This window comes from Oryzobacter terrae, from assembly GCF_042756445.1.
In the GTDB taxonomy this organism is placed as follows: Bacteria; Actinomycetota; Actinomycetes; order Actinomycetales; family Dermatophilaceae; genus Oryzobacter; species Oryzobacter terrae.
Genome location: NZ_CP170578.1, coordinates 1,779,113 through 1,803,071, shown reverse-complemented (window position 1 = coordinate 1,803,071; position 23,959 = coordinate 1,779,113). Strand labels below are relative to the sequence as shown.

23 protein-coding genes are annotated in these 23,959 nt (G+C 74.1%); 15 read left to right on the top strand and 8 right to left on the bottom strand.

Annotation, left to right across the window (positions count from 1 at the left end; translation table 11 throughout):
- Positions 1-74 precede the first annotated feature (74 nt).
- The 4 genes from ACFWN3_RS08450 to pntB all read left to right on the top strand — a co-directional run bounded on the left by ACFWN3_RS08450 (position 75) and on the right by pntB (position 7,135).
- Entirely contained in the window at positions 75-1,703 is a 1,629-nt protein-coding gene (locus tag ACFWN3_RS08450) for an AMP-binding protein (RefSeq protein WP_377645237.1), read from the top strand.
- 132 nt (positions 1,704-1,835) lie between these two features.
- The gene (locus tag ACFWN3_RS08445; protein WP_377645235.1) at positions 1,836-3,974 is read left to right on the top strand and encodes a hypothetical protein; all 2,139 of its coding nucleotides are present in this window, start codon (positions 1,836-1,838) and stop codon (positions 3,972-3,974) included.
- Between the two features lie 171 nt (positions 3,975-4,145).
- Positions 4,146-5,696, top strand: coding sequence for a Re/Si-specific NAD(P)(+) transhydrogenase subunit alpha (locus tag ACFWN3_RS08440; RefSeq protein ID WP_377645233.1), 1,551 nt, complete (start codon positions 4,146-4,148; stop codon positions 5,694-5,696).
- Positions 5,693-7,135 (top strand): Re/Si-specific NAD(P)(+) transhydrogenase subunit beta, encoded by a 1,443-nt coding sequence (gene pntB / locus ACFWN3_RS08435; protein ID WP_377645231.1) that lies wholly within the window; start codon positions 5,693-5,695, stop codon positions 7,133-7,135. Before ACFWN3_RS08440 ends, pntB begins: the two co-directional genes overlap by 4 nt.
- Positions 7,136-7,145: 10 nt before the next feature.
- Here pntB and ACFWN3_RS08430 read toward each other — a convergent pair whose 3' ends face one another.
- From ACFWN3_RS08430 to ACFWN3_RS08420, 3 genes are read right to left on the bottom strand one after another with little or no spacing between them, the layout of a single operon-like run.
- A complete protein-coding gene (locus tag ACFWN3_RS08430) occupies positions 7,146-7,853 on the bottom strand; it encodes an HAAS signaling domain-containing protein (RefSeq protein ID WP_377645228.1) in 708 nt (235 codons plus the stop codon).
- Positions 7,850-8,509 (bottom strand): HAAS signaling domain-containing protein, encoded by a 660-nt coding sequence (locus tag ACFWN3_RS08425; protein WP_377645226.1) that lies wholly within the window; start codon positions 8,507-8,509, stop codon positions 7,850-7,852. Before ACFWN3_RS08425 ends, ACFWN3_RS08430 begins: the two co-directional genes overlap by 4 nt.
- Positions 8,506-8,850 (bottom strand): PadR family transcriptional regulator, encoded by a 345-nt coding sequence (locus ACFWN3_RS08420; RefSeq protein WP_377645223.1) that lies wholly within the window; start codon positions 8,848-8,850, stop codon positions 8,506-8,508. The genes ACFWN3_RS08425 and ACFWN3_RS08420 overlap by 4 nt, the downstream gene beginning before the upstream one ends.
- A 207-nt stretch (positions 8,851-9,057) precedes the next feature.
- On the opposite strand from ACFWN3_RS08420, the gene purM reads away from it, so the two are divergent.
- Together purM and ACFWN3_RS08410 are read left to right on the top strand one after the other, a co-directional pair.
- Positions 9,058-10,188, top strand: a complete 1,131-nt coding sequence (purM, locus tag ACFWN3_RS08415; RefSeq protein ID WP_377645221.1) for a phosphoribosylformylglycinamidine cyclo-ligase — start codon at positions 9,058-9,060, stop codon at positions 10,186-10,188.
- A 230-nt stretch (positions 10,189-10,418) separates the two neighbouring features.
- Entirely contained in the window at positions 10,419-10,838 is a 420-nt protein-coding gene (locus ACFWN3_RS08410; RefSeq protein ID WP_377645219.1) for a hypothetical protein, read from the top strand.
- 21 nt (positions 10,839-10,859) lie between these two features.
- Here the strand turns inward: ACFWN3_RS08410 and ACFWN3_RS08405 are convergent, their stop codons facing one another.
- The 5 genes from ACFWN3_RS08405 to ACFWN3_RS08385 all read right to left on the bottom strand — a co-directional run bounded on the left by ACFWN3_RS08405 (position 10,860) and on the right by ACFWN3_RS08385 (position 15,352).
- Positions 10,860-11,393 (bottom strand): cysteine hydrolase family protein, encoded by a 534-nt coding sequence (locus tag ACFWN3_RS08405; RefSeq protein ID WP_377645218.1) that lies wholly within the window; start codon positions 11,391-11,393, stop codon positions 10,860-10,862.
- A gap of 83 nt (positions 11,394-11,476) precedes the next feature.
- Positions 11,477-13,018 carry a purine-cytosine permease family protein gene (locus ACFWN3_RS08400; RefSeq protein ID WP_377645216.1) on the bottom strand — a complete coding sequence of 514 codons (1,542 nt, stop codon included), beginning with the start codon at positions 13,016-13,018 and terminating at the stop codon, positions 11,477-11,479.
- A gap of 190 nt (positions 13,019-13,208) precedes the next feature.
- Complete coding sequence (locus ACFWN3_RS08395; protein WP_377645213.1) at positions 13,209-13,400, bottom strand: DUF3073 domain-containing protein; 192 nt, start codon at positions 13,398-13,400, stop codon at positions 13,209-13,211.
- Positions 13,401-13,594: 194 nt separating this feature from the next.
- A complete protein-coding gene (locus ACFWN3_RS08390) occupies positions 13,595-14,695 on the bottom strand; it encodes a Glu/Leu/Phe/Val dehydrogenase (protein WP_377645211.1) in 1,101 nt (366 codons plus the stop codon).
- Between the two features lie 21 nt (positions 14,696-14,716).
- Entirely contained in the window at positions 14,717-15,352 is a 636-nt protein-coding gene (locus ACFWN3_RS08385) for a DUF1345 domain-containing protein (protein ID WP_377645209.1), read from the bottom strand.
- A gap of 118 nt (positions 15,353-15,470) precedes the next feature.
- On the opposite strand from ACFWN3_RS08385, the gene fgd reads away from it, so the two are divergent.
- The 9 genes from fgd to ACFWN3_RS08340 all read left to right on the top strand — a co-directional run bounded on the left by fgd (position 15,471) and on the right by ACFWN3_RS08340 (position 23,939).
- Entirely contained in the window at positions 15,471-16,493 is a 1,023-nt protein-coding gene (gene fgd, locus ACFWN3_RS08380) for a glucose-6-phosphate dehydrogenase (coenzyme-F420) (protein WP_377645207.1), read from the top strand.
- Positions 16,490-17,413 (top strand): dihydropteroate synthase, encoded by a 924-nt coding sequence (gene folP / locus ACFWN3_RS08375; protein ID WP_377645205.1) that lies wholly within the window; start codon positions 16,490-16,492, stop codon positions 17,411-17,413. Before fgd ends, folP begins: the two co-directional genes overlap by 4 nt.
- Entirely contained in the window at positions 17,410-18,606 is a 1,197-nt protein-coding gene (locus ACFWN3_RS08370; RefSeq protein ID WP_377645203.1) for a CaiB/BaiF CoA transferase family protein, read from the top strand. Before folP ends, ACFWN3_RS08370 begins: the two co-directional genes overlap by 4 nt.
- A gap of 131 nt (positions 18,607-18,737) precedes the next feature.
- Entirely contained in the window at positions 18,738-19,556 is an 819-nt protein-coding gene (locus tag ACFWN3_RS08365) for an enoyl-CoA hydratase/isomerase family protein (RefSeq protein ID WP_377645201.1), read from the top strand.
- 139 nt (positions 19,557-19,695) lie between these two features.
- On the top strand, positions 19,696-20,253 hold the full coding sequence (locus tag ACFWN3_RS08360) for a GNAT family N-acetyltransferase (protein ID WP_377645199.1): 558 nt from the start codon (positions 19,696-19,698) through the stop codon (positions 20,251-20,253).
- A 144-nt stretch (positions 20,254-20,397) separates the two neighbouring features.
- Positions 20,398-20,829 carry a GNAT family N-acetyltransferase gene (locus tag ACFWN3_RS08355; protein WP_377645197.1) on the top strand — a complete coding sequence of 144 codons (432 nt, stop codon included), beginning with the start codon at positions 20,398-20,400 and terminating at the stop codon, positions 20,827-20,829.
- A gap of 45 nt (positions 20,830-20,874) precedes the next feature.
- Positions 20,875-22,413, top strand: coding sequence for an ATP-dependent DNA ligase (locus ACFWN3_RS08350; protein ID WP_377645195.1), 1,539 nt, complete (start codon positions 20,875-20,877; stop codon positions 22,411-22,413).
- 91 nt (positions 22,414-22,504) lie between these two features.
- A complete protein-coding gene (locus ACFWN3_RS08345) occupies positions 22,505-23,002 on the top strand; it encodes a histidine kinase (protein WP_377645193.1) in 498 nt (165 codons plus the stop codon).
- A gap of 85 nt (positions 23,003-23,087) precedes the next feature.
- Positions 23,088-23,939, top strand: coding sequence for a DUF4097 domain-containing protein (locus tag ACFWN3_RS08340; protein WP_377645191.1), 852 nt, complete (start codon positions 23,088-23,090; stop codon positions 23,937-23,939).
- Positions 23,940-23,959 lie beyond the last annotated feature (20 nt).

Below are 23,959 nucleotides of genomic sequence, written 5' to 3'. Positions count from 1 at the left end.
GTCGACCGGTTGCCGTCTCGCACGACGCCGTGTTGGGTGGGGACGACGTTGTCGCACCCGCCGGAAGGACGCCGATGACCGCCACCGTGGACCCGACCCTCTCCCACGCGGTCGGGCCGACCGAGCCCGCCCTCCTCGAGCAGACGATCGGCGGCTGCCTCGACAGCACGGTCGAGCGCTTCGGTGGGCGTGACGCCCTCGTCGACCGCGGTTCGGGCGTCCGCTACACGTGGGCCGAGCTCGGGGAGGCCGTCGACCGCCTCGCTCGCGGGTTCCTGGCCTCGGGGGTCGAGAAGGGTGACCGGGTCGGCATCTGGGCGCCGAACTGCCACGAGTGGGTGCTGGTCCAGCTCGCCACGGCCAAGGTCGGGGCCGTCCTCGTCACGATCAACCCGGCGTACCGCACGCACGAGCTGACCTACGTGCTGCGTCAGGCGGGCATCTCGGTGCTCGTCACGGCTGCGTCCTTCAAGGGGTCCGACTACGTCGCGATGGTCGAGGCGTCGCGGGGCGAGTGCCCGGCGTTGGGACACGTCGTCGTCATCGGGCAGTCCTCGTGGGACGACCTCGTCTCGCGTGCCGACGAGGCCAGTCCTGAGCGGCTGACGATGGTCCAGCACGAGCTCGAGCCCGACGACGCCATCAACATCCAGTACACCTCGGGGACAACGGGTTTCCCCAAGGGGGCGACCCTCTCGCACCGCAACATCCTCAACAACGGCTACTTCGTCGGCGAGCTGTGCCGCTACACGGAGGCGGACCGGATCTGCATCCCCGTGCCCTTCTACCACTGCTTCGGGATGGTGATGGGCAACCTCGCGGCGCTGACCCACGGGGCCTGCATGGTGATCCCCGCTGCGGGCTTCGACCCGGCGCTGACCCTCCGGGCGGTGAGCGAGGAGCAGTGCACTTCGCTCTACGGCGTCCCGACGATGTTCATCGCGGAATGGGCTCTGCCCGAACACGACTCGTACGACCTGTCGAGCGTGCGCACCGGGATCATGGCCGGCTCACCGTGCCCCGCCTCGATGATGACCCAGCTCATCGAGGCGGGGATCGAGGAGGTGACGATCTGCTACGGGATGACCGAGACCTCTCCGGTGTCGACACAGACCCGCACCGACGACACCTTCGACCAGAAGGTCAACACCGTCGGCGCCGTCCACCCGCACCTCGAGGTCAAGGTGGTCGACCCGCTGTCCGGCGAGACCCTCCCGCGAGGGGAGCCGGGGGAGCTGTGCACCTCCGGGTACTCCGTGATGCTCGGGTACTGGGAGGAGCCGGAGAAGACGGCCGAGGTCCTCGTGGACGGCTGGATGCACACCGGGGACATCGCGGTCATGGACGACGACGGCTACCTCCGGGTCACCGGCCGGATCAAGGACATGGTCATCCGCGGCGGCGAGAACATCTACCCGCGCGAGATCGAGGAGTTCCTCCTCACCCATCCCGACGTCCTCGACGCCCAGGTGATCGGCGTCCCCGACGAGCGGTACGGCGAGGAGCTGTGTGCGTGGATCCGGATGAAGGACGGCGCGGCGCCGCTGACGGCCGAGGCGGTGCGCGAGTTCGCCACCGGGAGGCTCGCGCACTACAAGATCCCGCGCTACGTCCGGGTCGTCGAGGAGTTCCCGATGACGGTGACGGGCAAGGTCCGCAAGGTCGAGATGCGCCGCACGACGGTGGCCGACCTGGGCCTCTGACCTGCGGGTCGGTGGCCCGCGGACGGGCCCGCGCGGTGCCGCGTCCCTCACGTCCACGGGAGCGGGGCGTCGGAGTAGGTTGAGCCCCGACGTGAGCCCACCGGGCACCGCCGATGCGACAGGAACTCCGTGATGACGACCACCCAGCTCCTCCTTCTCCTCCTCCTCGTGATCGTCGTGGTCATCGCGGTCGTGTGGCTGATGCGCCGCGGCGCGGGCCAGAAGGCGGCGGCGCGGGTGGAGGCCGAGGAGATCCGAGGTCGGGCCCAGGAGGTCGGCGCCTCCCTCCCCGGACAGCAGGCGTTCGCCGAGCAGGCGGAGGAGCGGGCTGCCGTCGCGCGGGCCGAGGCCGAGCAGCGTGCCGCCGAGGCGGCCCGCCTCGAGGAGGAGGCGAACGCCCACCGGGCCGCCGCCGCCGAGACCCAGCGCGAGTACGAGACGCAGATGCGCCGGGCCGACGACGTCGACCCCGACGTCAAGGAGTCGTCCTTCGCCCCCGTGCCGGCCGAGGAGCCGGACGCCGAGCCGGCCGCCGCGACGGCTGAGCGCTCCACCGACGGCGAGGATGGGGCGCCGGCCGCCGCGGCCGACACCTCGCCGACGGCGGGGTCCGAGGACGAGGCGCTGCCGACCCGCGCGGAGCGTCGGGCCGCGCGCGAGCAGGCGGAGTCGGAGGAGTCGTCCTCGCCGGTCCCCGCCGTCACCGGGGCCGCCGTCGCCGGTGCCGCCGCCGCTGGTGCCTCGTCGTGGGGCGACCGTGACCGCGAGCAGGGCGGCGATGCGGACGCCGACAGCGAGCGGGTGGCGAGCGCGACCGACTACCGCGACGACGTGTCGCCCGAGGGCCGGCGCCCGGCGGACGTTTCGACAGCGGCCGGTACGGGTACGGCGGCGGGTATGAGCGATGAGACCCGCCGGCAGGACCACACCGACACCGACCTCTCGCGAGACGTCGAGTCGCCGAGCGGCGAGTGGGGCGGCCCGCCCCGCGACGAGCAGGGCGACCTCGGGGGCGACGAGACCACCACGGCCTCCCGGGCCGCCGCCGACGGCGACGCGAACGACGCGGACGACGACTCGGTCGCCGCCGGCGACGCGGGTGCGGCGACCCACGACGGCGACGCGGGTGCGGCCACCCACGACGGCGACGCGCCGCCGACGATCATCGGGGACGTCGAGGAGTTCGCCTCCACCGAGCCGCTGCTCACCGAGGACCAGACCCCGCCGGTCCAGCCGGAGGCCGACGGCGGGGCCGACAGCTCTCACGACCACGACCGTGACGAACCGACGAGCGAGGCGCGTGACGACGTCGCGACGGCCGACAGCTCGGATGGCGACGCCGCGGCTGTCGACCACCAGTCGACCCCCACGGCGACCGCCGACGATGACATCTCGACCGCCGCGAGCGACTCGACCGACTCCGCCGAGTCGACCCACTCGGGTGACCGGGCGCAGGAGCCGACGATCATCGGTGACATCGAGGACTTCGCCTCCACCGAGCCGCTGCTCACCGGGGACCAGACCGCCCCGGTCGAGTCCGAGGTCTCGGCGACCGAGGCCACCCACGGCTCGCACGACGCCGGCTCGCACGAGGCCGACTCCTCCGAAGCCTCCGACGCCTCTGATGTCTCGACCGGCACGGACGCGCACGACGCCGACGGTCCGACGGACACGCCGGACGCCCACGGCGACACCGACGAGCACGTGACCGCCGAGACCGGCGCCGCGGTCGCGACGTCCTCCGACGTCACGGACGGCACCGACGAGCACACCGAGGGCTCCTCCGAGGAGCGCTTCGACCCCACCCCGACCCGCGACTGGGCGGCCGACGAGGGCGAGCTGCTCGAGGAGAACCGCGAGCGCGGAGCGGCCCTCGAGGAGGACCGCGCCGGCCTCGCCGCCGACGAGTCGGACGCCACCGACGGCGCCGTCACCACCACCGACGACGGCACCACCGACGACGGCACCACTGACGGCAACGCAGACGGTGACACCGACGCCCTCCCCGCGCAGACCGACGAGGGAACCAGGGGGAAGGCCGCGCGCCGCATCTCCGAGTTCCACGAGCTGCGCGACGGCGGCTACGGCGTCGGCTCGGCCGCCACCCTCGACGACGGCGCCCAGCCGCTCGACCACCCCATCGCGGGGTACCGCGACACGATGACCTTCCGGTCGCCGGGCGACGAGGGCTACGACGACGCCCAGCCCGACGTGTGGTTCTACGACCAGGACGCCGCCGAGCGCAGCGGCTTCAGCCGCTCCGAGGTCTGAGCACCGGACCGCGTCGCACCGACCACCGACCACCGACGACGTCGGGGGCCCGCCGTCGTCGCGAACGCCGTCGCTCCGTCCACGTGGAGGGAGCCACGCGCCGGGTCCACTCCCAGGGATGGGTCGAGCCGCTAGGTTCGACCCATCCCTGTGTCGTCGAGAGGATCGTCTGTGCGCATCGGAGTACCCAAGGAGTCGCTCCCGGGTGAGACCCGGGTGGCCGCGACCCCCAAGACCGTCGAGCAGCTCCGCGCGCTCGGGTACGCCGTCTTCGTCGAGTCCGGAGCGGGTGCCGCCGCGAGCTTCGCCGACGCCGCCTACGTCCACGCCGGTGCCGACGTCATCGACGCCGCCGTCTGGAACGCCGACGTCCTGCTGAAGATCAACGCCCCCACCGACGCGGAGCTCGGGCTGCTGCGCCCCGGCCAGGTCGTCGTCTCGCTCATCTCGCCCGCCCTCAACCCGCAGCTCGTCGACGCGCTCGCCGCCCGGGGGGTGACGGCGCTCGCGATGGACGCCGTCCCCCGGATCAGCCGCGCGCAGTCGCTCGACGTCCTGTCGTCGATGGCGAACATCGGCGGCTACCGCGCGGTCGTCGAGGCCGCCCACGAGTTCGGGTCGTTCTTCACCGGTCAGGTCACGGCGGCGGGCAAGGTCCCGCCCGCGAAGGTCCTCGTCGTCGGCGCCGGGGTCGCCGGCCTCGCCGCCATCGGCACCGCCCGCTCGCTCGGCGCCATCGTCCGCGCCTTCGACGCCCGACCCGAGGTCGCCGAGCAGGTCGAGTCGATGGGGGCCGACTTCCTCCGCATCGACGTCGAGGAGACCGGCCCGAGCGCCGACGGCTACGCGAAGGAGACGAGCGCCGACTTCGACGCCAAGGCCGCCGCGATGTACGCCGAGCAGGCCGCCGACGTCGACATCGTCATCACCACGGCCCTGATCCCCGGACGGCCCGCGCCGCGCCTGTTCACCGAGGCGATGGTGGCCTCGATGAAGTCGGGCACGGTCGTCGTCGACATGGCCGCGGCCAACGGCGGCAACGTCGCCGGGAGCGTCGCCGGCCGGAAGGTCGTCACCGACAACGGCGTGACGATCCTCGGCTACACCGACCTGCCGGGCCGCCTCCCCACCCAGGCGAGCCAGCTCTTCGGCACCAACCTCGTCAACCTCCTCAAGCTGCTGACACCGGAGAAGGACGGAGAGCTCGTCCTCGACCTCGACGACGTCGTGCAGCGGGGGATGACCGTCGTCCGCGAGGGCGAGGTGCTCTGGCCGCCGCCGCCGGTCCAGGTCTCCGCGGCCGCGCCGGCCGCCACGGCCGTGGTGCCCGCCGCTCCGCCGCCCCCACCCCGAGAGCCGTGGCTCACCCCCGTGCGCAAGGCCGGGCTGGCCGTGGGCGTCGGCCTGCTCTTCCTCCTCGTGTCCGCGTTCGCGCCCGAGCCGTTCCTCGGCCACTTCATGGTCTTCATGCTCTCGGTCGTCGTCGGCTTCTACGTCATCGGCAACGTCCACCACGCCCTGCACACGCCGCTGATGTCGGTGACCAACGCCATCAGCGGGATCATCGTCGTCGGCGCCCTGCTCCAGGTCGGCCACGGGTCGGTCGCGGTGTCGGTGCTGGCGTTCGTCGCGATCCTCGTCGCCAGCATCAACGTCTTCGGTGGCTTCCGGGTCACCGCCCGGATGCTCCAGATGTTCCGGCGCGAGGGAGCGACCCGATGACCCTCTCGCTCACCCTCGTCCAGGGGGCCTACATCGTCGCGGGCCTGCTCTTCATCCTCGCGCTCGCGGGGCTGTCACGACACGAGACCGCCCGCGGTGGCAACCGCTTCGGCATCATCGGCATGGCCATCGCACTCGTCGTCACGGTGCTCGCCGCGACCGGCGGCGTCGACGCCGCACCACTCGGCGCGGGTGGTGCCGACCGCGAGGGGTCGGGCTGGGTCGGCCTCCTGCTCGTCGTCGTCGCGATGGGGATCGGGGCCGTCATCGGGCTCGACCGCGCGAAGAAGGTCGAGATGACCGGCATGCCCGAGCTCATCGCGATGCTGCACAGCTTCGTCGGGCTCGCGGCCGTCCTCGTCGGCTGGAACTCCTCGTACGAGGAGACGCAGTATCCCGCGATCCACGACGTCGAGGTGATGGTCGGCGTCTTCATCGGCGCGGTGACCTTCACCGGGTCGATCGTCGCCTTCCTCAAGCTGTCGGCGCGGATCAAGAGCTCTCCGCTGATGCTGCCGTTCCGCAACTGGATCAACCTCGGCGCCATCGTCGCGTTCGTCGTCCTCACCCTCGTCTACGTCCTCCTGCCGGCCGACTCGGTGGCCCTGCGCGCGAGCATCCTCGGGCTCGTGACGGTCATCGCGCTGGCGCTGGGCTGGCACCTCGTCGCCTCGATCGGCGGCGGCGACATGCCGGTCGTCGTGTCGATGCTCAACAGCTACTCCGGATGGGCGGCGGCCGCGGCCGGCTTCCTCCTCGGCAACGACCTGCTCATCATCACCGGCGCGCTCGTCGGTTCCTCTGGTGCCTACCTGTCCTACATCATGTGCCGCGCCATGAACCGGTCCTTCTTCTCCGTCATCGCCGGTGGCTTCGGGGTCGAGGGAGGCACCGTCTCCGACGAGGTCGACTACGGCGAGCACCGCGAGATCACCGCCGAGGGCGCCGCCGAGCTGCTCACGAGCGCCCGCTCGGTCGTCATCACGCCGGGCTACGGGATGGCCGTGGCGCAGGCTCAGTACCCGGTCGCCGAGCTGACGCGTCAGCTGCGCGAGCGCGGGGTCGACGTGACGTTCGCGATCCACCCGGTCGCCGGGCGCCTGCCGGGCCACATGAACGTCCTGCTCGCCGAGGCGCACGTGCCCTACGACATCGTCCTCGAGATGGACGAGGTCAACGACGACCTCAAGGACGTCGACGTCGTCCTCGTCATCGGCGCGAACGACACGGTCAACCCCGCCGCGTCCGAGGACCCCACGTCGCCGATCGCCGGGATGCCGGTGATCCGGGTGTGGGAGGCGGGCCACGTCATCGTCTTCAAGCGCTCGATGGCGACCGGGTACGCCGGCGTGCAGAACCCGCTGTTCTTCCGGGAGAACTCGCAGATGCTCTTCGGCGACGCGAAGGACCGGGTCGAGGACATCATCCGCGCCCTCTGACCGCTGCTCGTCAGGCGCGGGTCTCGCGCCAGACGCGCCGGCCGGTCAGGACGATGCCGACGAGGACGGCGCCGAGCGCCACCGGCGACACCGGCGTGCCGAAGGACCCGGGGTCGGCGAGCAGCACGCTGGCGAGGACCGCGAGCGACATCGCCGGCCCCAGGAGGACGAGCCACGCCTTGGTGCGGCCGGCGAGGTCGGGTCCGAGGAGGGCGACGACGACGGCGACGAGCCAGGGGACGAAGGTCGACAGGAGGAGGGCGAGCGCCTCCGAGGGATGTGGACCGAGGAACATCCCGCCCGTCTCCGCCGAGATGGCCCCTCGGGCCGCCTGCACCTCGACGCCCACCCTCGCGACGATGGCCGTCGTGGTGGTGAGGGCGAGGAGGGCGAGCGAGGCCAGGCCCGCGACCCGAGCGCGCAGGGGGTGCCGGATGGCGGGGACGGCTCCCGGGCGGGCGTACCGGTCGCCGGGCGGAATGTCGGCCCGGGCGGCGGCCGCGACCCGCTCGGGCGGGCCGAGGCGCAGCAGCGCGGCGTCGAGGGCGGCAGGGTCGTCGGAGTGCTCGGCGAGGGTCGCGTCGAGGTGCTCTCGGACGCCGGCGAGGACGTCGTCGCGCTCGTCCGGCGGCAGGTCGACGAGCATCCGCGCGAGGTCGTCGAGGTAGCCGGTGACGCGCGTCGCGGCGCCGGCCGGCGAGGGCCGGTGGGTCGTCATCGGCCGACCTCCCGCCAGGCGCGCGCCGCGAGGACGAGGGTCGCGACGGCCACGGGGACGGCTGCGACCGCCGACACCACGGCGCTGACGGTGCGCGGTTCCATCCAGAACGCTCCTGCGAGGACGACGACGCCGGCCAGCGGTCCGAGCAGGGTCAGCCCGAGGCGGGTGGCGGGCGTGAGCCCCCGGGCCAGGAGGACGCAGACGACGCCGGCGAGCCAGGGTGTGCTCATCCCGAGCAGGAGGAAGAAGGGCAGGAAGACGAACATCCCCATCCGGTCGGGGGCGACGACCGTCTGGCCCCGGTCGGCCGCCATGGCCAGCGTGGGGACGAGAACCGACAGGGCCACGACGACGGCGCCGACCCTCGCCAGGCCCGGGGTGGGTGCCTGCGACGGCGCCGGTGGTGCGGACCATGCCGTCGCCACCGGGGGCGGGGCATCGGACCGGGCGGCGGCGGCGACGCGCTCGGGGGGCCCGAGGCGGAGGAGGGCCGCATCGACGGCGCCCGGGTCGTCGGGGTGCTCGGCGAGGGTGGCGTCGAGGTGCTCGCGCACGCCGGCGATGACGTCGTCACGGGTCGACGGGTCGAGGTCGGTCGTGAGGCGGGCCAGCGTGTCGAGGTAGCTGCTGATGCGGGTGTCCGAGCTGTTCACGGGTGTCCCCCCTGGAGTGTGGCGTCGACGGCGTCGCGGAAGGTCTTCCACGTCCGTTGGAAGCTGGCGAGGGCGGTGCGGCCCTCGGCGGTGAGCGAGTAGTAGCGGCGCGGCGGTCCGGAGGTCGACTCCGCCCACGTCGTCTCGACGAGCCCCTGCTTCCGGAGCCGGGCGAGCAGCGGGTAGAGCGTCCCCTCGCCGGCGAGGAGCACCCCGTCGTCCCCGAGCCGGCGGGCGATGTCGAGGCCGTACCGCGCCTCGCTCTCGAGCAGCGCGAGGACGCAGTGCTCGAGGGCTCCCCTTCGCAGGTGCGGCAGGATGGCGCTGTCGCCGGGTTCCATGCGTCACAAGGTACTGGCAGTCAGTGGCGCAGACAACCCTTTCTGCCGCGTGTGCTCAGGTGGCTGCTCCCGCGACCACGTGAGCACACGCGACGGGGGCTCTTCGCGGCGTGTGCTCAGGTGGCTGCTCCCGCGACCACGTGAGCACACGCGACGAGCGCGGACGGCGGGGAGGGCGGCCTCCGGGGCGCCGGTAGGCTGCCCGGCGTGAGCGAGCCGAGCAAGCCGACCTCCATCACCTACGCCTCCGCCGGCGTCGACGTCGAGGCCGGTGACAAGGCCGTCGAGCTGATGAAGGCCAGCGTCCGCCGGGCGACGCGGCCCGAGGTGCTGGGCGGGCTGGGCGGCTTCGCCGGGATGTTCGACGCCAGTGCGATCGCCCGGATGGTGCGCCCCGTCCTCGCGACGAGCACCGACGGCGTCGGCACCAAGGTCGCCATCGCGCAGGCCCTCGACCGGCACGACACCATCGGCTTCGACCTCGTCGGGATGGTCGTCGACGACATCGTCGTCTGCGGCGCCGAGCCCCTCTTCATGACCGACTACATCGCGACGGGCAAGGTCGTCCCTGAGCGGATCGCCGCCATCGTCTCGGGCATCGCGCAGGCGTGCGAGCAGGCGCGGGTCGCCCTCGTCGGCGGCGAGACGGCCGAGCACCCCGGCCTCCTCGATCCCGACGAGTACGACGTCGCGGGCGCGGCCACCGGGGTCGTCGAGTACGCCGACGTCCTCGGTCCGCAGCGCGTCGTCCCCGGCGACGTCGTCCTCGGGCTCGCGAGCAGCGGGCTGCACTCCAACGGCTACTCCCTCGTCCGCCGCGTCGTCGCCCACGCCGGGTGGGAGCTCGACCGGCACGTCGACGAGTTCGGCCGCACCCTCGGCGAGGAGCTCCTCGAGCCGACGCGGGTCTACTCCGCCGACCTGCTCGACCTCGTCCGCCTCGACGGCGTCGACGTCCACTCGCTCTCGCACGTCACCGGGGGAGGTCTCGCGGCCAACCTCGCCCGCGTCCTCCCGCCGCACGTCCACGCCCGCCTCGACCGCTCGACGTGGACCCCGCCGCCCGTCTTCTCGACCGTCGGAGCCCTCGGGGGCGTCCCGAGGTCCGACCTCGAGCGCACCCTCAACATGGGCGTCGGGTTCGTCGCCGTCCTGCCCCCCACCGCGGTCGACGCCGCCGTCGCGCACCTGGCGCAGCGCGGCATCGGCGCGTGGGTCATGGGCGAGGTTCACGAGGCCGCCACGGCCCCCGTCGTGGACGGCGTCGAGGTCGTCCGCGGTGCCAAGGGCGTCGATGGCGGCGCCGTCCAGGTCGTCGGCGACCACCCCTCGGCCTGACCACCCGCCGCCCCCGACTTCTTGCCCAGAACCCACGCCGGACCGCCGTCCGAGCGTGGGTTCTGGGCAAGAAGTCGCGGTGGGGGGCAGCCGCGGATGGAGGTGACGCGCGCGGGGGGTGGACGGGCGAGCTGGCCCTCACCGGGCGGACGGCCGGTTCCGACCCTCCGTACGGCTGACTGAGTACGCGAACCCATGACACGGACGGTCGCGGCCGCCATCCTCGGAGCGTGTCCACCGCCGACGTCCCTCCCGTCCACCCCGGCCTCCCGCAGGTCGCGGGGACCGTGCCCGGCTCCCTCGATGACGCCGCGGTCGCGCACCGGCTGCACACGGCCCAGCGCTGGGCGGCCGGCGTCCTCGCCCTGGCGACGCTCGTCCTCGTCGGCTACCTCGCCCTCGTCGCCGCAGCGGTCGGCCTGGCGGCCTGGGTGCTCGGCGTCGTCCGACCCGGCACGGGGTCGTTCGACCTCTCCGCGCTCGTCGTGGACGCCCTGCCCGCGCTCCTCGTCGGCTGGTGCACGGCGCTGGCCACGACGACCGTCCTGGCTCGTGGCGTTTCGATGGGCGCCCGGGTCGCCGGCGTGACGTCGGCCGCGGTCGGCATCGTCCTCGGGGCCCTCGTCCTGCGGATGTCCGGCCTGCTCTGAGGCCCCGCCCCCACCGTCCGCTCAGGCGATGGTGACCTGCGGTCCGTAGAGCGCCATCGCCGCGAGGGCCCGCACGTGGTTCTCGACGGTCGAGCCGGCACAGCCCGCGCCCACGACCCGCAGGGTCGCCCCGGCGTCGGCGGCCGGGAGCACGGTCGACAGGACGCAGCAGTCGGTGGAGACGCCGGTGACCGTGAGGTGGGCGTCGTCGCCGACGACGTCGCGCAGCACCGACCACTTGCCGAAGGTCCCCGCGGTCACGACGTGGACGGCGGCGTGGGCCAGCTCGGGCACGACGGCGTAGAGCGGGTCGTCGTCGCCGACGAGGGCGAACGGCCAGTCGTCGTAGTACGGACCCCACGAGCCACCGAGGGAGGGGTCGGCGACGAAGCGGGTCACGACGGTCCGCTCCGGCCCGTACGCCCGCGCGAGCGTCGCGACGTGCGGTACGGTCGCGGCCCACATCGGCGAGCCCCACGGCGAGGTGTCGGGGTCGGCGAAGACGACCTGGGGGTCGACGACGACGAGCCAGCCGCCCTCGACGATCTCCGGCACTGCAGCCCCTCCCCGCACCGCAGACGCCTCGCGCCCCTCAGGCGACGTGCGCCCGTCGCTCGCCCTCGTGCCGCTGGCCTCGCTCACCGGGTGGGGACCTTCTCGGCCGCGGCGCGCTCGCCGTCCTCGGACTCCTGACGCTGCACGGTGCCCCGGCGGGCGACCCAGCTGACGAGGAAGCCGATCGCGAAGGCGAGGAGCACCCCGATGTTGGAGTACGGCCACGAGCCGTCCCAGTACGGGCCGGCGGGGTCGTCGACGTAGGTGCCGAGGCCCAGCGGCTCGAGGAGGTAGCCCTGCCAGTTGTTCCACGCGGCGTCGGAGGCGAAGTTGTTGACGACCAGGCCCCACCCGACGAGCGACGCCACGACCATCGTCGCGATGGAGGTCCAGTCCCACGCTCCGTAGCGGCTGCGGGCGTCGAAGAGGGCGTCGGCGCCGCCGAGGCCCCAGTCGTAGTCCTTGCGGCGCAGCGCGAGGTCGGCGATGAAGATGCCGGCCCAGGCCGCGAGCGGGACGCCGAGCGTGATGAGGAAACTCTGGAAGGGGCCGAGGAAGTCCTGCGCGACGAAGACGACGAAGAACGTGCCGAGCGTGAGGATGACGCCGTCGACGAGGGCCGCCGCGGGGCGGGGGATGCGCACCCCGAGCGAGAGCAGGGTCAGCCCCGAGGAGTAGATGCCGAGGACCGCGCCCGACACGAGCGAGAGGATGACGGCGACGAGGAAGGGCACGAGGAACCAGGTCGGCAGGATGGTCGCGAGGGTGCCGATGGGGTCGGCGGGGATGCCCTCGAGGATCGCGGGGTCGGAGGCCGCGAGGGCGAGGCCGAAGAGGACGAGGAGGACCGGCGCGACGGCACCGCCGAACGCGTTCCAGAAGACGATGGCCCCGCCGGGTGCGGTGCGCTTCTGGTAGCGCGACCAGTCGGCGGCGATGTTGATCCAGCCGAGGCCGAAGCCCGTCATCAGCATGACGAAGGCCCCCACGACCGCCCCGGGGGGACCGGAGGGCAGCGCCGCCACGGCCGACCAGTCGATCTTCCCGGCGGCCACGACGACGAACAGGATCGTGACGATCCCCGTGAGCCAGGTGAGGACCGACTGCATCCGCATGATGATGTGGTAGCCGGCGACCGACGCGCTGACGATGAGCAGCGCGACGACGACGGCGGCGGCGACCTTGGTCGTCGTGCCCCCGCCCCAGCCGAGCTGCTCGAAGATCGTGGACGTCGCGAGGACGGCGAGGATCGCGAGGAAGGTCTCCCAGCCGATGGAGGTCAGCCACGAGATGACACCGGGGACCTTCTGCCCGGTGACCCCGAAGGAGGCGCGCGAGAGGATCATCGTCGGCGCCGAGCCGCGCTTGCCGCCGATGGCGACGAGGCCGCACAGGACGAACGACACGACGATGCCGACCACCGTGACGAGCGCGCCCTGCCACACCGAGATCCCGAAGCCGAGGACGAACGCGGCGTAGGAGATGCCGAAGACCGACACGTTGGCGGCGAACCACGGCCAGAACAGGTCCTTGGGGGAGGCCGTCCGCTCGGCCTCGTCGATGATCTCGATGCCCGTGGTCTCGACCCCGAGGCGCTGTGTGGCGGCGACCGTCGTCTCAGTCATGGGCCGAGCATAGGACCGCACGGCGACGGCGGACCCGCAGGTCACCTGTGGGTCGGCTCAGCAGGTCGGCGCGGTGGGCCACCTCGTCGTCGGCGCAGCCGTCAGGGCAGCGCGGCACTCCTCGGCGGGTGCAGGCCGCGGTCCCCGCACCGGAGTGCGGGTCACACGTCAGACGCGGGTCAGGTCGGCGTCAACGCCGACCGGAGGACCACTGACCGTAGTCGTCCTCGTCCTCCGGCTCGCGGGCGTCGCTCGTGGAGCGGCCCCCGTCGCCGGGCCCGTGCAGTTCTCGCTCAAGCGCGGAGAGGTCGGTGTCCGGGCTGTAGTACTTCAGCTCGCGAGCGACCTTCGTCTGCTTGGCCTTGGCTCGGCCGCGCCCCATGGCGTGACCCCCTCGTGCGTCTGCCGGGGCGACATCGCGAGAGGGACGGCCCCGTTGCTGAGGTCATCCCACGTCGCGGAGCGGTCCCGGGAATCGTGTATGTGTCGTGACGCCAACGGTACATGAGTGGAGCCTGTCCGGCGACGCCGTCCCGGACAACGGTGCCCCGGCGCGCCGTGTTCCCGATGGCGGGGTCAGCCCTCCCGGGCCCCGACCGGGTCGCCCGGGAGCCACGGGCGCTGCCGACCGGCCGCGATCCGGCGCTCGGCGAGGCGGTCGGCGGCCACCGCGGGGCTCACGTCGTGGGCGTCGGCCTCGCGCAGGACCTCGAGGGTGTGGTCGAAGATCCGGGTCGTCGTGGCCCGGGCGCGCTCCATGTCGAACCCCTGGAGCTCGTCGCTCACCTGGATGACGCCGCCCGCGTTGACGAGGAAGTCCGGGGCGTAGGTGATGCCGCGGCCGCGCATCCGGTCGGCCGTGCGGCCGGGGGAGTCGGCGGGGAGCTGGTTGTTCGCGCCGCCGCACACGATGCTCACCCGCAGCGCCTCGACGGTGTCGTCGTCGAGGGCGCCGCCGAGGGCGTTGGGGCTGTAGACGTCGAGGTCCTCGCGGGCCAGCGCCCAGGCGTCGTCGACGGCACGCACCCCCGGCCTCGCCGTGAGGAGCGAGCGGACGGCGTCGTCGGAGACGTCGGTGACGACGACCTCGGCGCCGTCGTCGAGGAGGTGCTCGGTCAGCCGCCGGCCGACCTTGCCGACCCCCGCGACGCCGACCCTGCGCCCCGCCAACGTCGGCTCGCCCCACACGTGCTGCGCGGCCGCCCTCATCCCCTGGAAGACGCCCCACGCGGTGAGGACGGAGGAGTCGCCCGCGCCGCCGTGTTCCGGGGAGCGCCCGGTGGCCCAGCGGGTCTGCTCGCCGACGACGTCCATGTCGGCGACGTAGGTCCCGACGTCGCACGCCGTGACGTACCGGCCCCCGAGGGTCTCGACGAAGCGTCCGTAGGCCCGCAGCAGCTCGGGGGTCTTGTCGCGGGTGGGGTCGCCGACGATGACGGCCTTGCCGCCGCCGTGGTCGAGCCCGGCGAGGGCGTTCTTGCTCGACATCGCCCGCGACAGGCGCAGGACGTCGGAGAGGGCCTGGTCCATCGACAGGTACGGGTGGAAGCGCGTCCCGCCCAGGGCGGGCCCGAGGGCGGTGTCGTGCAGGGCGATGACGGCGCGCAGCCCGGTGTCCGGGTCGCTGCAGAAGACGACCTGCTCGTGGCCGGTGAGGTCGATGAGGTCGGTGGCCATGCCACCACGCTAGCCCTCGGCTCAGCCGACGGACACGGTGCCCGCGAGCCCCACGACGAGGTTGATCGTCGCCGCGACGACGACCGCGCCGAAGACGTACGACAGGAGGGTGTGGCGCAGCACGAGGCGCCGCACGGCCGGGGTGCGCAGGCCGGTGTCGGACACCTGGTAGGTCATGCCGAGGGTGAAGGACAGGTAGGCGAAGTCCGACAGGCACGGGTGCTCGGTGGGTCCGAAGTCGATGCAGCCCGGCTCGGTCACGAGGTAGTGCCGCGCGTACCGCAGCGTGTACACGGTGTGGACGGCCACCCAGCTCGACCCGACGGACGCCACGGCGAGGGCCGACTCGAACGCGCGCCCTCCGCCGTCCCCGACGAGCATGACGGCGATCGCCGCGAGGCTGGCGACCGACGCGAGGACGACGACGACGTCGGTCTCGGTCCGGCCTCCCTCGCCTCCCTCGAAGAGCCGGGCCGTCTCGGCGGCGTCGAGCCGGTGCGCGAAGCGCAGGACCGGCAGGGCGAAGGCGAGGGCGCCGACGACCCACCCGACGAGGAGGCGGGCGGGCAGGGTCGTCCCGGCGGGCATCGGCGCGACGACGGCCGCGACGACGAGGAGCACGCCGGCGAGGGCGAGGTGGATCCGGGGGCGGCGCACGCCCGCAACGCTAGACGGCCGGGGTGGGGGCGCGGTGTGTGCGACGCCACCGTCGGTGCCGCGGGGGTTCGGTGTGAGACTGAGGGCCGGAGTCATCCCGTCCCCTGAGGAGCGAGTCGTGCTGAGAGTCGGGTACAAGGCGTCGGCGGAGCAGTTCGCCCCCGCGGAGCTCGCGGGCTACGCGGTGCGGGCCGAGGAGCTCGGGCTCGACTCCGTGACGATCTCCGACCACTTCCAGCCGTGGCGCCTCGAGGGCGGCCACGCGCCGAGCTCCCTCGCCTGGATGCCGTGGGTGCTGGCCCGCACCGAGCGGGTGGTGGTGGGGACCTCGGTGCTGACGCCGACGTTCCGGTACAACCCCGCCGTGCTCGCGCAGACCTTCGCCACGATGGCCTGCCTCGCCCCGGGCCGCGTCGTGCTCGGCGTCGGGTCGGGCGAGGCGCTCAACGAGGTCGCCGTCGGGTCGGTGGGCGAGGGGGAGTGGCCGGAGTTCAAGGAGCGCTTCGGCCGCCTGCGCGAGTCGGTCCGGCTCATGCGCGAGCTGTGGACGCAGGACCGGGTGACGTTCGAGGGCGAGTGGTACCGCACCGAGGACGCCGCCGTGTACGACCGCCCCGACCAGCCGGTGCCCGTGTACGTCGCCGCCGGTGGCCCCATGGTGGCGCGCTACGCCGGGCGGGTGGCCGACGGCTTCATCTGCACCTCGGGCAAGGGCCGCGAGCTCTACGCCGACCAGCTCGTCCCGGCGGTCGACGAGGGGCTGGACAAGGCGGGGCGGGCGCACGACTCCATCGACCGGATGATCGAGGTCAAGGTGTCGTGGGACCCCGACCCCGACCAGGCCCTGGAGAACACGCGCTTCTGGGCGCCGCTGTCGCTCAGCGCCGAGCAGAAGCACTCGATCCACTCCCCGGCGGAGATGGAGGCGGCGGCCGACGAGCTGCCCATCGAGCAGGTCGCCAGGCGGTGGATCGTCGCCTCCGACCCGCAGGAGGTCGTCGAGGCGATGCGCGTCTACACCGACCTCGGCTTCGACCACCTCGTCGTCCACGGCCCCGGGCACGACCAGGAGCGCTTCCTCTCGACCTTCGCCGAGCAGGTCCTGCCGGGTCTGCGTGAGCTGACCCCCGCCCCGCGGTGAGCGACCTCGTGCCCGCGCGGGTGCCGGCCGCCCCGTCGCCGCTCCGGCTGCGCGGCCGGACCTTCGACGCGGCGAACCCCGCCGTCATGGCCATCGTGAACCGCACGCCGGACTCGTTCTGGGCGGGCAACCGGCACTCCGACCTCGACTCGGCCCTGCGGGCGCTCGACGAGGCCGTGGCCCTCGGCGCCGACCTCGTCGACGTCGGAGGGGTCCGGGCGGGGCAGGAGGGCGGTGAGGTCACGGCGCACGAGGAGCTCGATCGGGTCGTGCCGTTCCTGTCGATGGCGCGCCAGACCCACCCGGACCTCGTCCTCAGCCTCGACACGTGGCGTGCCGAGGTGGCCAGGGTCGCCGCGGCAGAGGCCGGCATCGACCTCGTCAACGACACCTGGCAGGGGGCCGATCCCGACCTCGTCCACGTCGCGGCCGAGGTCGGCGCCGGCTACGTCGTCTCGCACACCGGGGGGCTGCCGCCGCGGACCGACCCCGTGGGTGTCACCTACCTCCCGGAGCCGCTCGGGGTCGTCGACGACGCCCTCCGGGTCCTGCGGGAGGGGGCCGAGCGGGCCGTCGCGGCCGGGGTGGCGGCGGACCGGGTCCTCGTCGACCCGACCCTCGACTTCGGCAAGACGACCGCGCACTCGCTGACGCTGCTCCGGCACACCGAGGCCATCGTCGCGCTGGGGTTCCCTGTGCTGCAGGCGCTCTCGCGCAAGGACTTCATCGGCGAGACGCTCGACCTCCCCGCCGACGACCGCCTCGAGGGGACCCTCGCGGCGACGGCCGTCGCCGCCTGGCTGGGGGCCACGGTGTTCCGGGCCCACGACGTGCGGGCCACCCGCCGGGTCGTCGACATGGTGGCGTCCGTCCGCGGTGAGCGGCCCCCGGTGCTCAGCGTGCGCGGGGTGCCGACGTGACCCTGCCGACTGCGGTGGGCGGGGAGTCCGGGGCCCTCGCGGGCATCCGCGTCGTCGAGCTCGGGGGCATCGGGCCGGTGCCGTTCGCCGGGCTGGTCCTCGCCGAGCTCGGCGCCGACGTCGTGCGGGTCGACCGCCCGGGGGAGACCAACCCCCTCGTCCTCGCGGGCGGGCTGCGCCGGTCGCGCCCGAGCATCGCCGTCGACCTCAAGCACGACGACGGGCGCGCGGTGGTGCAGCGCCTCCTCGCCGACGCCGACGTCGTCCTCGAGGGGTGGCGGCCGGGGGTGGCCGAGCGGCTCGGGCTCGGTCCCGACGAGTGCCTCGCCCGCAACCCGCGCCTCGTCCACGCCCGGATGACGGGGTGGGGCCAGACCGGCCCCTGGTCCCAGCGGGCCGGGCACGACCTCACGTACGCCGCGGTGTCGGGATCCCTCCACGCCCTGGGGACGGCCGAGCGGCCGGTCGTGCCGGTGCCCCCGGTCGCCGACTTCGCCGGTGGCTCGATGTACCTCGTGACCGGCGTCCTCGCGGCCCTGCTGTCCCGGGCCACGACGGGACGCGGGCAGGTCGTCGACGCGGCGATGGTCGAGGGCGCCGCGCACCTCGCGAGCCTCGTCCACGGGCTCCTCGGCGAGGGGGCGTGGACCGACTCCCGGGCCGCCAACCTCCTCGACGGCGGTGCGCCCTACTACGACGTCTACGCGTGCGCCGACGGCGGGTTCGTGGCCGTGGGGGCGCTGGAACCGCAGTTCTGGGCGGCGCTCGTGGCCGGGCTCGGCATCGAGGTCGAGGGGGAGCAGCACGACCCCTCGACCTGGCCGGCGCAGCGCGAGGCGTTCGGCGCGGCCTTCCTCACGCGGACGCGGGACGAGTGGGCCGCGCACTTCGAGGGGACCGACGCCTGCGTCGCCCCGGTCCTGTCCCTGGCGGAGGCACCGGCGCACCCGCACCTGGCCGCGCGCGGGACCTTCGCCACCGGAGGAGGCGGAGGGGGCGGAGGCGCCGGAGGGGCCGGGGGCGCCGGGTACCCCGTGCCCCGGACGCCTCCTCGGCTCTCGGCGACCCCGAACCTCGACCCCGGCCCGGTCCCGGTCCCGGGCGCCGACACCACCGGGTGGCTGCTGCGCGCCGGGTTCTCCGAGGACGAGGTCGCATCCTTGCTGGCGTCCGGCGCCGTCCACCAGGCCTGACCTCGCCGCTCGTCGCCGGCCGCCTCCTCCCCTCTCCGTCGTCCTCCGTCTCCCGCGCTCGCCACGACGCAGGACGTGTCGCGATCGGGACACGTCCTGCACCGTGGCGAGCGGTGGGGTTCGATGGGGGCATGAGCGAGCCCACCCCGTCCCAGCCCGCCGAGCCCTCCGACCCGGGTACACCGGCCGGTCCGGTCGCCCGAGTCCGGGTGGAGGTCGAGGGCTCGGTCGCCCGGGTCGTCCTCGACGCCCCCCACCGGCTCAACGCCGTCGACCCGGAGATGTGCGCCGAGGTCGTCGCCGCCGTCCGCCGCCTCGATGACGACCCGGCCGTCCGGGTCATCGTCCTCACCGGGGAGGGGCGCGGGTTCTGCTCCGGCGCACCGCTGTCCGAGACGGGGGCCGACATGGGCGTCCTCGAGGCGGGCGCCGAGGTGGTCCGCACCCTGCTGGCGGCCCGGACCCCGACCGTCGCCCTCGTCCACGGGGTCGCCGCGGGGATCGGCGTGCCGATGGCGTTGGCCTGCGACTACGTGCTCGCGGCCGACGAGGCGCCGTTCGTCCTGGCGTTCAGCAGGATCGGTCTCATGCCCGACGGAGGGGCGACCGCCCTCGTCACCGCGTCGGTCGGGCGGGCCCGGGCACTGCGCCTCGCGATGACGGGGGAGCGCCTCGACGGGCGGACCGCCGCGACGTGGGGCCTGGTCGCCGAGAGCGTGCCGGCCGCCGACCTCCCCGCCCGCGCGGCCGAGCTCGTCGGCGGGTTCGCCGGCGCAGCGACCCTCGCCCTCGCGGAGACGACGGCCGCGGTCAACGCCGCCGGACCCGACGTCGAGGTGGCGCTGGCGCTCGAGGACGCCGGACAGCGCCGGCTCGCAGCCACCGAGGACCACCTCGAGGGCGTCGCGGCCTTCCTCGCCAAGCGGCCCCCGGAGTTCCGCGCCCACTGACGCTGGGGCCGGTCGGGCGACCGCTCCACCCGGGATGTGCGCCCTTCCCCCGAGTTCTGAACCGGGGTGGAGCGCCCAAGTTCGGGGTCACCCCGAACTTGCGCGACGGCGCGGGGCGGGGTGGGGCACCATCGACGGTATGGCGGCTCCCGTCCTCACCGGTCGGCGCGTCGTGCTGCGCCCGCTGCGGCCCACCGACGCCGCGGCCCGCCGTGCCCACGGCTACCACCGCGAGATCGAGCGGAACTACGGCTCCACCCGCGGGGACGGGCCGATGTCGGAGGCCGAGTCGCTCGCGTGGCTCGACTCCGCCCTCGCCCTCGGCGACACCTCGTGGGTCGTCGAGACCGGTGCGACCGTGGCCGGTGCCGCCTTCCTCCACTCGGTGCGCCAGTCCGACCGCAAGGCGATGTTCGCCATCGGGATGTTCGCCCCGCGGTTCACGGGCCGGGGTGCGGGGACCGAGGCGACCGGCCTCGTCCTCGACCACGCCTTCACCACGCTCGGCCTGCACCGGGTGACCCTGCGCGTCCTGTCCTTCAACGCCCCGGCGATCGCCTGCTACGAGCGGGCGGGCTTCGTCGTCGAGGGCCGCGAGCGCGAGAGCTGTCTCATGGGCGAGGAGTGGTTCGACGACCTCATCATGGGGGTGCTCGACACCGACCCCCGGCCCACGAGCCCCGGTCCTCCCGCCTGAGCGTCCCCCGACCGAGCCTCGCCGGGCCGGCGTCCTCGGCCGTGCTCGGTGCCCGTCCGTTCCCCGAACTCCCTGCGGCACGGCGAGGACGTCCCTAGCCTTGGGGCAGCACCGTCCGCCCACCCCTGCACCGACGGAGGATGCATGGTCGCCATCCACCGCGCCCCGACGCGCGAGCTCGACGCCGAGACGCTGCACGACGTCCTGCGGCTCCGCCAGGACGTCTTCGTCCTCGAGCAGGAGTGCCTCTACCCTGACCTCGACGGTCGCGACCTCGACCCCGGCACCGTCCAGGTGTGGGCCGAGGACGCCGAGGGCGGCGTCGTCGCGACGCTGCGCATCCTCCAGGACGGGGGTCCGGCGCGGATCGGCCGGGTCGTGACCGCCATGGCCGCCCGCGGGCAGGGCATCGCCGCGGCGATGATGGCCGCCGCGCTCGACGGGACGCAGGGGCCGGTCGTCCTCGAGGCGCAGAGCCACCTCGCCCACTGGTACGAGGGGCTCGGGTTCGTCGTCGTGGGGGACGAGTACCTCGACGACGGCATCCCGCACGTCCCCATGCGCCTCGACCGCTGAGGCGCCCCGGCCCCGGGTGTCGGTGGTCGGCGGCAGGATGACGGGATGACCGTCGCGCTCGCCGATCTCGTCGCCGTCTCGCGGGCGGTGGCGGCCACGCGCTCGCGCACCGCCAAGACCGACGCCATCGCCGGCCTCGTCGCCGAGTCCGGTGCCGACGAGGTCGCCACGGTCGTCGCGTTCCTCTCGGGCGTCGTCCCGCAGCGCCGCCTCGGCGTCGGATGGCGGTCGCTCGGCTCCCCGCCGGAGCCGGCGGCCGAGCCCTCCCTCACCGTCGCCGACGTCGACGCGTCCTTCTCCCGCCTGGCCACGGCGGCGGGGTCCGGGTCGGCGACCGCGCGCCGGGCCGAGCTCGCCGCCCTCATGGGCCGGGCCACCGCCGACGAGCAGCGCTTCCTCGGCGAGCTCGTCACGGGCAACCTGCGGCAGGGCGCCCTCGACGGCGTCGTCCTGGCCGCGGTCGCCAAGGCCGCGGCCGTGCCCGACGCCGTCGTCCGGCGCGCCGTCATGCTCGCCGGGTTCACGCACGTCGTCGCCGAGATCGCGGCGCGGGGCGGTCAGGCGGCGCTCGAGCAGGTCGGGCTCGTCGTCGGTCGGCCGCTGCGCCCGATGCTTGCCGGCTCGGCGAAGACGACGGCCGAGGCGCTCGCGTCGATGGCCGACGGGCCGCTCCTCGTCGACGGCAAGCTCGACGGCATCCGGGTCCAGGTCCACCGCCGCGGCGGGGAGGTCACGGTCTTCACCCGCAGCCTCGACGAGGTCACCGAGCGGCTGCCCGAGGTCGTCGAGGCCGTCGCCGCGCTGCCCGGGGGCGACCTCGTCCTCGACGGCGAGGCCATCGTCATCGAGGAGGGTGGGCGGCCGGCGCCCTTCCAGGTCACCGGGTCCCGCACGGCGAGCTCGGTGGGCGTCGACCGCCTGCGCGACGAGGTCCCGCTCACGACGTACCTCTTCGACGTCCTGCACGCCGACGGCCGCGACCTCGTCGACGCCACGGCCCTCGAGCGGCACGAGGTGCTCTCGGCGCTGGCCCCCCACCTGCTCGTCCCCCGCCTCGTCACCACCGATCCCGGTGCGGCGCAGCAGTTCTTCGACGACCTCGTCACCGCCGGCCACGAGGGGGTCGTCGTCAAGGAGGGCGCCTCGCCCTACGCCGCCGGCCGCCGGGGGAGCGGCTGGGTCAAGGTCAAGCCCACCCACACCCTCGACCTCGTCGTCCTCGCGGTCGAGCGGGGGTCGGGGCGCCGGCAGGGCTGGCTGTCGAACATCCACCTCGGCGCGCGCGACCCCTCGACCGGGGGGTTCGTCATGATCGGGAAGACCTTCAAGGGCATGACCGACGAGATGCTGCGCTGGCAGACCGAGCGCTTCACCGAGCTCGCGGTCGGCGACACCTCGGGGTACGTCGTCGAGGTGCGGCCCGAGCAGGTCGTCGAGATCGCGCTCGACGGGTTGCAGCGCTCGTCGCGCTACCCCGGCGGGGTGGCCCTGCGGTTCGCCCGGGTGCTGCGCTACCGCGACGACAAGACCGCCGAGGACGCCGACACCATCGACACGGTGCGGGCCCTCGGTCCGGGGGCCTGAGCCGGCCGGTCCAGGGGCGCTGCAACCCGTTGACGTCATCGTGGCGTCATCGGGCTTGCGCATGACGTCACAGTGATGTCATGGTGGCGTCATGGACCTCCTGCCCTACGCCGCCCGGCTCCAGCGCGACCTCCTGTCCTCCGCCCGCGCGGGTGGTGACGAGGCCGTCGAGCTGGCCGAGCTCCTCGCAGGGTCCCTCGAGTCCTCGGCCCGCCTCGTCATCCTCGACGCGCTCGTCGAGGCCTCCGCCGAGATCACCGCGCGCCTGGCCCCCGGGTCGGTCGAGGTCCGCCTGCGCGGCCGCGACGCCGACCTCGTCGTCACCCCGGCCCAGACCGTTCCCGAGTCCGCCTCCCCGTCCCCCGCTCCCGCTCCCGCCGCCGACGACGGCGACGAGGGTGGCACCGCCCGGCTCAGCCTGCGCCTCCCCGAGCGGCTCAAGCCGCGCATCGAGGACGAGGCCGAGGCCGCCGGGCTGTCCGTCAACGCCTGGCTCGTCCGCACCATCGGCGCGGCACTGGCCGACCGACCCACCACCTCCGCGCCGACGGTGACCACCGGACAGCGCCTCACGGGCTGGGCGCGCTAGCCGCGACCGAGCCCCACCACCGGCCCCGGCCGGACCGCACCACGACCCCACACCGCACCACGGCCCGACACCGGGAGATGCCGCCATGCCCACGTTCCCCACCCCCACCCCCGTCACCCTCGTCGTCGACGTCAGCGTCGTCGACCTCCGGGTCCGTGCCGAGGACGTCACCGAGACCACGGTCGAGGTCCGCCCGCACTCCCCGTCCCGCCAGGGCGACGTCGACCTCGCCGCCCGGATCGCGGTGGAGCACAGCGGTGACCGCGTGTCCGTCCGCGGCCCCCGCACGGTCTCGGGCCGCCTGCGCAGCCTCCTCGGGGGCGGCGACCGCGTCGACGTCGAGGTCGTCGTGCCCGACGGCTCGGCGCTCGACGTCCGCGGCACCGGTGAGCTCGTCGCCACCGGTGAGCTGGGTGCCGTCGCCATCGACACCGCGATGGGCGACATCAGCCTCGACCGGGTGGCCCGGGTCACCGCCCGGACCGCGCTGGGCGACATCCGCCTGGAGCGCGTCGCCGGCGACGCCGACCTGCGGACCTCCACCGGCACGGTGACGGTCCACGAGGCGGGGGGCGAGGTCCTCGCCAAGGCCGCCGTCGGGGACGTCTCCGTCGGCGACGGCGGGGGTCACCTGCGCCTCACGACCTCCACGGGGAACGTCCGGGTCGAGCACGCGCGCGACGGGCTGACCGCGAACGCCTCGGCCGGCGACGTGCGGGTGCACAGCGCCCACGGAGGGGCCGTCTCGGTCGACAGCTCCTTCGGACGCGTCGACGTCGGCGTCCCGCACGGCGTCGCCGCCTGGCTCGACGTCGAGGCCCGCCACGGTGAGGTCCGCAGCGAGCTGAGCACCGGCGAGGCTCCCGCCGCGGGCGACCCGACGGTGGAGATCCGCGTCCGCGCCGGTTTCGGCGACATCGTCCTGCACCGCGTCTGACCCGACACCCCGAAGGAGAC